General features: G+C 31.2%; 10 protein-coding genes. 4 read left to right on the top strand and 6 right to left on the bottom strand.

Going from position 1 to position 9,672, the window contains the following annotated elements; translation table 11 throughout:
• Positions 1-18 precede the first annotated feature (18 nt).
• Together DIU01_RS02250 and DIU01_RS02245 are read right to left on the bottom strand one after the other, a co-directional pair.
• Positions 19-1,026, bottom strand: a complete 1,008-nt coding sequence (locus tag DIU01_RS02250; RefSeq protein WP_290831636.1) for a PDDEXK nuclease domain-containing protein — start codon at positions 1,024-1,026, stop codon at positions 19-21.
• Between the two features lie 2 nt (positions 1,027-1,028).
• The gene (locus tag DIU01_RS02245) at positions 1,029-1,997 is read right to left on the bottom strand and encodes a Gfo/Idh/MocA family oxidoreductase (RefSeq protein ID WP_290831635.1); all 969 of its coding nucleotides are present in this window, start codon (positions 1,995-1,997) and stop codon (positions 1,029-1,031) included.
• A 132-nt stretch (positions 1,998-2,129) separates the two neighbouring features.
• On the opposite strand from DIU01_RS02245, the gene DIU01_RS02240 reads away from it, so the two are divergent.
• Positions 2,130-2,771, top strand: a complete 642-nt coding sequence (locus tag DIU01_RS02240; RefSeq protein WP_290831634.1) for a protein-L-isoaspartate(D-aspartate) O-methyltransferase — start codon at positions 2,130-2,132, stop codon at positions 2,769-2,771.
• Positions 2,772-2,811: 40 nt separating this feature from the next.
• On the opposite strand, the gene DIU01_RS02235 is transcribed toward DIU01_RS02240, so the two are convergent.
• Together DIU01_RS02235 and smpB are read right to left on the bottom strand one after the other, a co-directional pair.
• A complete protein-coding gene (locus DIU01_RS02235; RefSeq protein ID WP_290831633.1) occupies positions 2,812-3,861 on the bottom strand; it encodes a Fic family protein in 1,050 nt (349 codons plus the stop codon).
• Between the two features lie 78 nt (positions 3,862-3,939).
• Positions 3,940-4,395, bottom strand: a complete 456-nt coding sequence (gene smpB, locus DIU01_RS02230) for an SsrA-binding protein SmpB (RefSeq protein ID WP_290831632.1) — start codon at positions 4,393-4,395, stop codon at positions 3,940-3,942.
• A gap of 144 nt (positions 4,396-4,539) precedes the next feature.
• Here smpB and DIU01_RS02225 point away from each other — a divergent pair, with 144 nt between their 5' ends.
• The 3 genes from DIU01_RS02225 to DIU01_RS02215 all read left to right on the top strand — a co-directional run bounded on the left by DIU01_RS02225 (position 4,540) and on the right by DIU01_RS02215 (position 7,132).
• Positions 4,540-5,181, top strand: a complete 642-nt coding sequence (locus DIU01_RS02225; RefSeq protein ID WP_290831631.1) for a hypothetical protein — start codon at positions 4,540-4,542, stop codon at positions 5,179-5,181.
• 137 nt (positions 5,182-5,318) lie between these two features.
• Positions 5,319-6,818 carry a S8/S53 family peptidase gene (locus DIU01_RS02220; RefSeq protein ID WP_290831630.1) on the top strand — a complete coding sequence of 500 codons (1,500 nt, stop codon included), beginning with the start codon at positions 5,319-5,321 and terminating at the stop codon, positions 6,816-6,818.
• Positions 6,819-6,907: 89 nt separating this feature from the next.
• Positions 6,908-7,132 carry a VF530 family protein gene (locus tag DIU01_RS02215; protein ID WP_290831629.1) on the top strand — a complete coding sequence of 75 codons (225 nt, stop codon included), beginning with the start codon at positions 6,908-6,910 and terminating at the stop codon, positions 7,130-7,132.
• A 156-nt stretch (positions 7,133-7,288) separates the two neighbouring features.
• Here DIU01_RS02215 and DIU01_RS02210 read toward each other — a convergent pair whose 3' ends face one another.
• Complete coding sequence (locus tag DIU01_RS02210) at positions 7,289-8,815, bottom strand: hypothetical protein (protein WP_290831628.1); 1,527 nt, start codon at positions 8,813-8,815, stop codon at positions 7,289-7,291.
• Positions 8,816-8,826: 11 nt separating this feature from the next.
• Positions 8,827-9,672 (bottom strand): ATP-binding cassette domain-containing protein (locus tag DIU01_RS02205; protein WP_290831627.1); only part of this gene is annotated, 846 nt, incomplete at its 5' end.

Here is a 9,672-nt window from a genome sequence, read left to right as displayed (position 1 = left end):
AATATAATTAGTGATAATTTATTCATGATTCTTATTTAAAATTTCTATTTCTCGTCTAATTTCAGTCAATAATTGTTCTTCTGTTGGAAGATATAATTGGTGTTGACTTGCTAATATCGAATTGTTGTTTTCTGGTAATGAATATTTTACTACGGCATCGTTTTTATCGGCACAAAGTAAAATTCCAATCGTTGGTTTTTCGTGAGCTACTTTCTCAACACGATCATAATAGTTCACATACATTTGAAGTTGACCTAAATCTTCATGTGTTAATTTGTGTGTTTTGATTTCAAATAAAACAAAACATTGTAATAATCGATTATAAAAAACCAAATCAATAAAAAACTCATCGCCATCTAAATGAATTCGTTTTTGTCTTGCAACAAATGAAAATCCGTTTCCAAGTTCTAAAAGAAAATCTTGCAGATTGGTGATTATAGCTTGTTCAAACTCTTTTTCGTAATAAGCACTTTCACGTTTTAACCCTAAAAATTCTAGAATTAATGGATCTTTTATAATTTCATTTGGATTGGTTGGAATGACTTCATTTCTAGCAACAGCCAAAACACTTTCTTTGTCATTACTCAATAACAATCGTTCAAATAATTGACTGTTTATTTGTCGTTCCATTTGACGAACCGACCAATTATTTTTTGCGGTTTCCGCTATATAATATTCTCTTTTGTCTTCATTATCAACTCCTAAAAGCAATTTATAATGCGACCAACTCAATTGCGTCCTCAGTGTGGACGCAATTGGAAACGTTCTATAAAATTGTCTATAACGTTCTAATTGTCTTACAGAAAATCCACTACCATATTCAGGTTGAAGTTGCTCAGATAAATATTTTATTAAGTAATTACCATAATCAGCTCGGTCTTTTCCTTGTTGTTCTTCGTTAAAGATTCGTTCGCCAATATGCCAATACATTACCGTTCGATGATGATCTACCGAACGAATAGCGCCTTCTTTTGCTTTTGCAATTAAAGATTTAATTTCATGTATTAGATTTTGACTCAACTCCATAATTATCTACTTTCCATCGAATCAATAATCATATAAGCAACTCGCAAAGCTTCGGTTCCGTCTTCTAAAGTTACAATTGGAGTGGTATTATTTGTAATTGCATCAGCAAAAGTTTCTAATTCATCCAAAATGGCATTATTTGGAGAAACATCAGGATTGTTGAAATATATTTGTTTCTTTTCGCCTTCAGCATTTTGTAAAATCATGTCAAAATCACCAGGAACTTCTGGTGCTTCTTTCATTTTTACAACTTCACAAATCTTGTCTAAATAATCGACAGAAATGTAAGCGTCTTTTTGAAAAAAACGTGATTTACGCATGTTCTTCATCGAAATTCTACTCGAAGTAATATTGGCAACGCAACCGTTTTCAAACTCAATTCGAGCATTAGCAATATCTGGCGATTGACTTAAAACCGAAACGCCACTTGCGTGAACCGCTTTAACTTTTGATTTTACAACACTGAGAATTGCATCAATATCGTGAATCATTAAATCTAAAACCACAGGAACATCTGTACCACGAGGATTGAATTCCGCCAAACGATGCGTTTCAATAAACATTGGATTTTCAATTTGGTCTTTCACAGCAATAAACGCTGGATTGAATCGTTCCACATGTCCAACTTGACCTTTTACATTGTATTCTTTTGATAAAGCAATAATTTCTTCAGCTTCTTCAACTGTTGTAGCAATTGGTTTTTCTATAAAAACGTGTTTGCCACTTTTGATAGAAACTTTTGCACATTTATAGTGAGAAAGAGTAGGAGTTACAATGTCTATAACATCAACAGCGTGAATTAATTTGGCAATGGTATCAAATTGTTTATACCCAAATTCGGCAGCAATTTTAGCTCCGTTTTCGTGATTTTCATCATAAAAACCAACTAATTCATATCTTTCTGATTGATTTAATAATCGTAAATGTATTTTTCCGAGATGACCAGCACCTAAAACGCCAACTTTAAGCATAGAATTAAATTTTATCAAAAGTACAATTTTAGTTTAAAGTTTAAAAGTTTAAGAGTTTAAAAAGTTTTTAGAATTTGGAACTTGCATTTTGTGATTTTAAAGTTAATTTTACAAAATAAACACTTGCCCAAATTGAAAGATACAAATAAACATCAAGGACTTAGAAATCAACTAGCTAAAGTTTTAGAAGATAAAGGAATTACAGATAAAAACGTATTGGAAGCAATTAAAAAAATTCCGAGGCATTTATTTTTAAATTCTAGTTTCGAAGATTTTGCTTATCAAGATAAGGCATTTCCTATTGGAGCAGGTCAAACTATTTCGCAACCATACACTGTAGCGTTTCAAAGTCAATTGTTAGAAGTTAAAAAAGACGATAAAATCCTTGAAATTGGAACTGGAAGTGGTTATCAAACTGCAGTTTTGTGTTTGCTTGGCGCCAAAGTATATTCAGTTGAACGACAAAATGAATTGTTTAAAACTACATCCTTACTATTACCAAAACTAGGAATTCGTCCGAAGCATTTATCGTTTGGCGATGGTTATAAAGGTTTACCAAATCATGCACCTTTTGACAGTATTATTGTTACAGCTGGCGCGCCAATTATTCCAAAACCATTGATGGCTCAATTAAAGATAGGAGGGAAATTGGTTATTCCTGTTGGTGATAAAGATCAAATAATGACAATGTTGATTAGAAAAAACGAAACGCAATTTGAAAAACATGAGTTTGGTGATTTTAAATTTGTACCTTTATTAGAAAATAAAAATTAAACGAATAAATCCATTCCCCAGAATTGAGGAATGGATTTTTTTATTTACTGATAATTCCTAAATAACGCTCTAAACATTCTTTTTCTATTTGCGCAATAAATAGTAGAAAATCTTCTTTGTTGCCAAGTGTTTGTGCCGTTTCTAGAGCTTGATAATAATTCATTCTTGAATCATAGTCACCTTTAATATTGGCAATTACATAGCCATTTTGTAATAAAATTAAGTTCATTACTAAGCGAGAAGTTCTACCATTTCCATCAATAAATGGATGAATAGTTACCAAACGTTCGTGCATTTCTGCGGCAAGAATTACTGGATGTAATTTACCTTTGTTTTCATTATACCAAATGAAATAGTCTTCCATTTCTTTAGGTACAATAAAAGGTTGTGGTGGCATGTGACTGCTACCTTTTATCATTACTTGAACTCTTCTATATCTTCCCGCATCTTCTGGAATTATACCTCGCAAAATTAAATTATGAACAGATAATAACTCTCTTTCATTAAAAGGAAAGTTACGCTCCATTAATTGCTTTATGTAGCCAATTGCTTCTACGTGATTTATCGCTTCAAGATGTTCACGCATACTTTTTCCTGAAATAGTTAAACCTTCATTGATGACCAAATCGGTCTCACGAAGTGTTAAAGTATTTCCTTCAATTCTATTACTTTCAAAAGTATATTCTAGTTCTAATGCTTGTGCAATTCTAAAACTATCAAATTCTCTAAATGTATCTAGCTTTTTCTTTAAATCATCTATTTCATTGAGAAGATTTAGAAGGTTCTTTGAAATTGATTTTCTAACAAAACTAACATTGTATTTAATTTGTTCTTCGGCTAATGACATTGCTTTCAAGGCCAAATCATCATCACCAATTTCATAAAGAATACGTTCTTTGAGCCAAAGAATCATTAAAGTTTCAAAATCTATATCTAGAATTGAAGCTAACTTTGCTATTTGATCTTTGGTTGGTTTTCTAGAACCGTTTTCAAACTTGCTAATTAACGCTTGATCAATACCTAATAATTGCGCTACTTCTCTGGTTTTTAAACCTTTTTTCTCTCTTGCATTTTTAAGTAGTGTTTTCATTTTATGACATTTAAAATCTTGACAAATTTAGTCATATTATTTTTCCCAAAAAAACATTTTACCTTTTATTTTTAATTTTTAAAATGATTTTTTAATTCGATCGATATCGCGTTTAGTATCTTGTTCTTTCAAAGATTCGCGCTTGTCGTAGGTTTTTTTACCTCTACAAAGTCCGATTTCTAGTTTGGCAAGTCCTTTTTCGTTGGTAAAAAGGCGTAAAGGAACTATTGTTAAACCTTTGGTATCAACATTTTTTTCTAACGTTTTCAGTTCTCTTTTGTTGAGTAAAAGTTTTCGTTCGCTTCTTGCTTTGTGATTAAACTGATTTCCAAAAGCATATTCTTCAATTGAGGTATTGATGGCAAAAAGTTCTCCATCGTCATTAAACTCGCAAAAACTTTCGGTAATGTTGGCTTTTCCTAATCTAATGGATTTTATTTCGGTACCTGTTAAAACAATTCCAGCCGAATAGGTTTCGATAATTTCATAATCGAATCTTGCTTTCTTGTTAAGTATATTGGCGGTTTTAATCATATTGATGCAAATGTAGTAACAATTTTATGAAACAAAAAAAAGAAAATTATTTACTATCAAAAAAAAAGTCAAACTATGATTTATATCAGTTTTTAAATAATTTCTTGACAATAAATTTGTCCTATAATTTAAAACAAAAACAAAATGAAAAAATTATTTTTATTAGCAGGTATTGCTTTAATGAGTTTAAATGTAAATGCACAAGAAAAAGAAAATAAAGGATTAGAAGGCGCTTGGTTTGCTACTTCACAATTTGGTTATACTCAAACTAAAACCGGAGATGTGAAAAGTACAAACATAACTGTATTGCCAATCGTAGGAACATTTGTTACTCCATCTGTTGCTGTTGGGGCTGGATTTGGTATGATGAATATCAAAGCTGAGGATGGAACTGGTACTTTAGCAAATTCTAGTTTAATTGTAGTTGAACCTTTGGTAAGAAAATATTGGAATGTAGCCGGTAATTTATTTTTCTTTGGACAAATAGCTACTCCAATTATTTCAGGTAAGGAAAAAGAAGCAGACACTAAAATTACGCAGTTTGGAGTTGCTGCATCAGGAGGTTTTGATTTTTTTGTAACTAAAAATTTCTCTGTTGAGTTTTCATATAATTTAGCAAACTTTAGTTCTACAACAATTGACCCTAAAGTTGGAGAAAAAACAACAATTACAGATTTCTCTCTAGCTCACGTTGCAAATGTTGAATCTACTTATAATGGTGTTTTAGGTGGTAGTAATCCAACTTTAACTACTCCACTTTCTTTCGGATTTAAATTTATTTTCTAATACATTATAAAGTTATTGGTTAGTTCCGAATTTATTCGGACAAGAGAGTCACTGTTCTTAATTGAATGGTGACTTTTTTTATTTATTTAAGTAATAAATTACTATATTCGTATAACTAACCATTAAAATCTAGTAATATGACAAAGTATTTCTTTAAAATTGCCATAGTTTCTTTATTGATTTTTGCATCTTGTACCAAGGATGAAACCACTGAAACTTCAATTAATATTGATATATCTCAAAAAGAACCTTTAACGATTGAACAAGTTACACAGCAAATTGATCAATCATTTGCAAATAAAAATTCATTCAACTGGAAACAGGCTTCTAACCATTTACTATGGAGCGCAATTTATCAAGGTCAGAAAATTGCTACTATTGGTTTTGGATCTTCAGCTACTGATTTTGATAGAAGCAAATCTAAAAATAATGCTAAGATTCAAAGTCAAATACTTGATTTAATTATGCAATATGAAGGAAAAGCGCTTGATAAAGTTTTAATTTCTTCTGACGAGTATTTAAATTTAATAGATGTAACTATTGAAAAACAAGAGACTGTTATTGCATTGAGAAGAACGAATTTAATTAGATATATTGAACCTGCAGATTATAGATATTATGAAAGTAAAGGAATTCTAGAACGCTCTTCCTCTTCATCGGGTTGCGGATATGAATCTGAAACATTAAATAGTTCAGATTACACTACAATAACTCCAAATGCAAAAATGCCTTGGACATTTACACAACACAATATTCCTGCTGCTTGGAATACTGCAACAGGTTCTGGAATTACAATTGGAGTTATTGATACAGGAACTTCTCCAAATCAGTCACTTTTAGGAAGCAACTTTAATAATGGTTTATCTTCAGGCAGAAGTATTCAAAAATTTGGTACTTATGTTGATTCTATTTGGCCTTGGAGTTCAACAACTGATGGTCCTAATGATCAATGTGGTCATGGAACAAGTATGGCATCGGTTGCAACTGCACCAAGAAATAATGTTGGGTTGCCAGTTGGAGTTGCTTACAATGCCAATTTAATAACATATCGCGCTGCTGCAAATGTTGTTCTTGAAGGTTATCATGAACATAATGGTGTGAAAAATGCGTTTACCGCTTTAGGAAATAATGCTTCGGTTAAAATAATTTCGATGTCGATGGGACATATTATTTCGGTTGGAAAAATTGAAGATGGTGTCAAATATGCCTATAATAAAGGAAAATTAATTTTTTGTGCTGGCGGAACTTCAACAAGTTTTACAACATTTGTTGGCGTAATTTTTCCAGCATGGATGCCAGAAGCAGTTGCTGTAACTGGAGTTATGGAAGGTACTTCTAATGTAAAATGTGATGTATGTCATACCGGAAGCAAAATAGATTTTACAATTCAAATGCAACGTAATTCTGGAAGCACTGTTCCTGTTACTAGTTATTATAATTCTCAAAGTGATTATGTTGGTGGTTCTTCTGTTGCAACAGCTACTACTGCTGGAATTGCAGCTTTGGTTTGGTCTAAAAATCCTTCATGGACAAGAGCGCAAGTTTTAACCAAAATGAAGCAATCGTCAACTTATTATCCTACTAAAAATGCTAATTATGGACATGGAAATATCAATGCACAATTGGCTGTTCAATAAAAATAAAATTTAAAATAACAAAGCCATCTTATCTTAAAAATAGGATGGTTTTTTTATGATGTAATGTTTCAAAAAACTACTTTTGTATCATGGAAAAATCTAAAGATCCGCTTCACGGAATTACACTTCAAACTATTATTGAACAATTAGTTGATTTTTATGGATTTGATACTTTGGCAGAATTTGTAAACATTAAATGTTTTAGAGAGAATCCGAGTGTGAAATCTAGTTTGACTTTTCTTAGAAAAACCGATTGGGCAAGAAAAAAAGTGGAAGAATTATACATTAGAACTTTGCCTAAATTGAATAAATAATCAATACAGAAAACCATTTATCCCGAAGTTTCGGGACAGATGGGAATGGAAATAAAAAAACCTTTCTGGTGTTCAGAAAGGTTTTTTTATTGCAATGTACAGCAGGAATTACGATGGCAAATAAAGACCAATCCCGAAGCTTCGGGAATTCGCTCCTTAACCTTCGGCTAAACCACGCCATTGTTTTATTTTTACAGATAAAAACAACATCAAAATAATTATAAAAACTATGTTTAGATAGCCGAAAATTAAACCGTTATCTTTCATGAATTGTATTGCTGGATAGTATTTGCTTTGTAAATAACCTAATGGTCCGGCTTGAGCTAAATCTTTTAATATTTCTAAAATCACATAATAAATTAATGGAAAAAATGATGGAAATAACCACAGCATTGCATTGAGAATTACGCCCGAAATGTTTTTACTTTTCTTTCTAGAAATGGTTACAAAAAAGTAAATAAAAGTACATGTAGTAAGCAAGATTAGAGCGATTGCAAAACTGTAATCGGATTTGATGATGATGCTAAATATTCCCAATAAAATTGAAACAACACCTAGACTAATTACTGCAATTAACCAATTTCTTCCAGAGGTTACTCTAAAACCAAAAATTAAAAGTGAAAGTGCAATAGCAAAATAAAAAGGTATCAAAATAGAGGTGAAGTTCATGTTGGGCGAAACCCAAGCTTCGGAAATTTTATTGTAATTGAAGTTCAAACTTTTTTCTGGAACAAAATACCTGTAGTATTCATATTTTATACCTTTTATAACTTTAATATATCTATTTATACTGTCTTGCTTCTGATTTACATTTTCATAATATTCATAGTTTACATCACTAGGTCCAATTTCTCTATAATTCATGAAACTAGGATAATCATAAACCAAATCAAACCATTTATTCTCGTCGATATTCGCTTTTAAATTGTGTTCTTTTGCAATGGCTAAATACTTTTTAAATATTGATTTTATAGAATCTTTCTGCTGATTTACAAGCCACGTTTTAATAGTTTTTTTACGAATAGAGTCCGAATCATAATCGAAAAAAGTATAACTATTTACGTTTTTATTTAGCAAAGAATAAAAGCTGTATCTTTTTCCATTAAATTTTATCGAGTCATTTGCAGCAACAGCTGTGTCTGCTGCCGTAACTGCCGCTTTAGCTTCTTCTGCAACTGCTACTTCTGAATAATCGTTGTAGTTGTAATTATAATTATTAGAATAAGAACCTTCAATAAAAAACGATGCTTTACTTAATATTTCACAACGATTTTTTGCTTCTTGTTCTGTAAAATAACTGCGCATTCTAACGTCTTTTCCGTAATAATAAGAACTTGTAAATAAGGATATTAATAAACAGATGAACAGTACAATACTCCATTCTTTGAATAATGAAAGTGTTCTTTTTGGATAAAATGATTTGAAAGAATTGTTCTTGAAATAAAAAATAAGCCACATTATCAAGAGTAAAATCGATACTAAAATGCTGAAGAAAATTACAACAGCTTCGTCATCATACGTATAGTTATTATCATTTTCGAAGAAGTCGAGTTTGCCTTTTTCAAGTCCGATGAAGAAGAAAATTAGGTTGATTACTATTAAAATAAACGTTGTTGGAAGCACTTTGGTATTCCACAACAAAGGATAATTTATAAGAAGGTATTTTTGGATGTTTTTAAACATGATTTTGAAATTTAAGATACAAAAAAGCGACGAGTAGAATTGGAGATGTTTCTGAAATACTGCAACGGAATTTTATGAGAAATTGCCAATTGCATAAAATCGTAAACCGAAACTGTGTCTGGGAAATTCACAATATATGTTCCACCGTTAAACTGTAATGAAATCATCTTTAAGTTTTCAAAAATTGCTCCAAGTTCGCCTTGCGTTAATGAACTTTCAAATTCGATTACTAAATTATTTGCTACAACAACTTCATTTTCTTGCTGAGCTTTTTCGTGAAGATTTTTCTGTTTTCCTTGTTTTAAGAAAATTACTTGATCGGAAGTTTTTTCTACTTCATACAATTGTTGTGAACTCAATACAATTCCAATTGGACGAAAAGGCGATTTTGCTATTGCTCTAAAATCTTCTAGTACAGTTTGTTGTGCAAGAATGTCTAAATTGGCTAATGGTTCGTCAATTAATAGAATTTCTGGTTTTCTTAGTAACATTCGAGCCAACTCAAAACGCATTTTGTAACCAGATGATAAGCTTTTCCAACTATGATTTCTAAACTTTCGCAATCCCAATCGAGCGATAATCAGTTCTACAACTAGTTCGTTTTCTTCTGGTTTGTAACCATAATTTGTTGCTGTAAATTGCAAATTTTCAAACATGGAACCATACCAAGTATCTGTTCGTTGCGGAATGTAAACCAGTTTAGTTCGTAAATGATAACCATCTTTAAAATCAAAATGATACTTAATATTTCCGCTTGTTGCAAGTAGTTCGCCGCACAAACAACGTAAAAGTGTCGTTTTTCCATTACCATTTTCGCCAACCAAACCTAGAATTTCGCCTTGACGAAGTTCCATACG

The sequence above is a fragment of the Flavobacterium sp. genome (assembly GCF_003525665.1).
Lineage (GTDB): Bacteria > Bacteroidota > Bacteroidia > Flavobacteriales > Flavobacteriaceae > Flavobacterium.
Note: the sequence above shows the minus strand (reverse complement) of the source record. Positions and strands in the feature narration are given on the sequence as shown.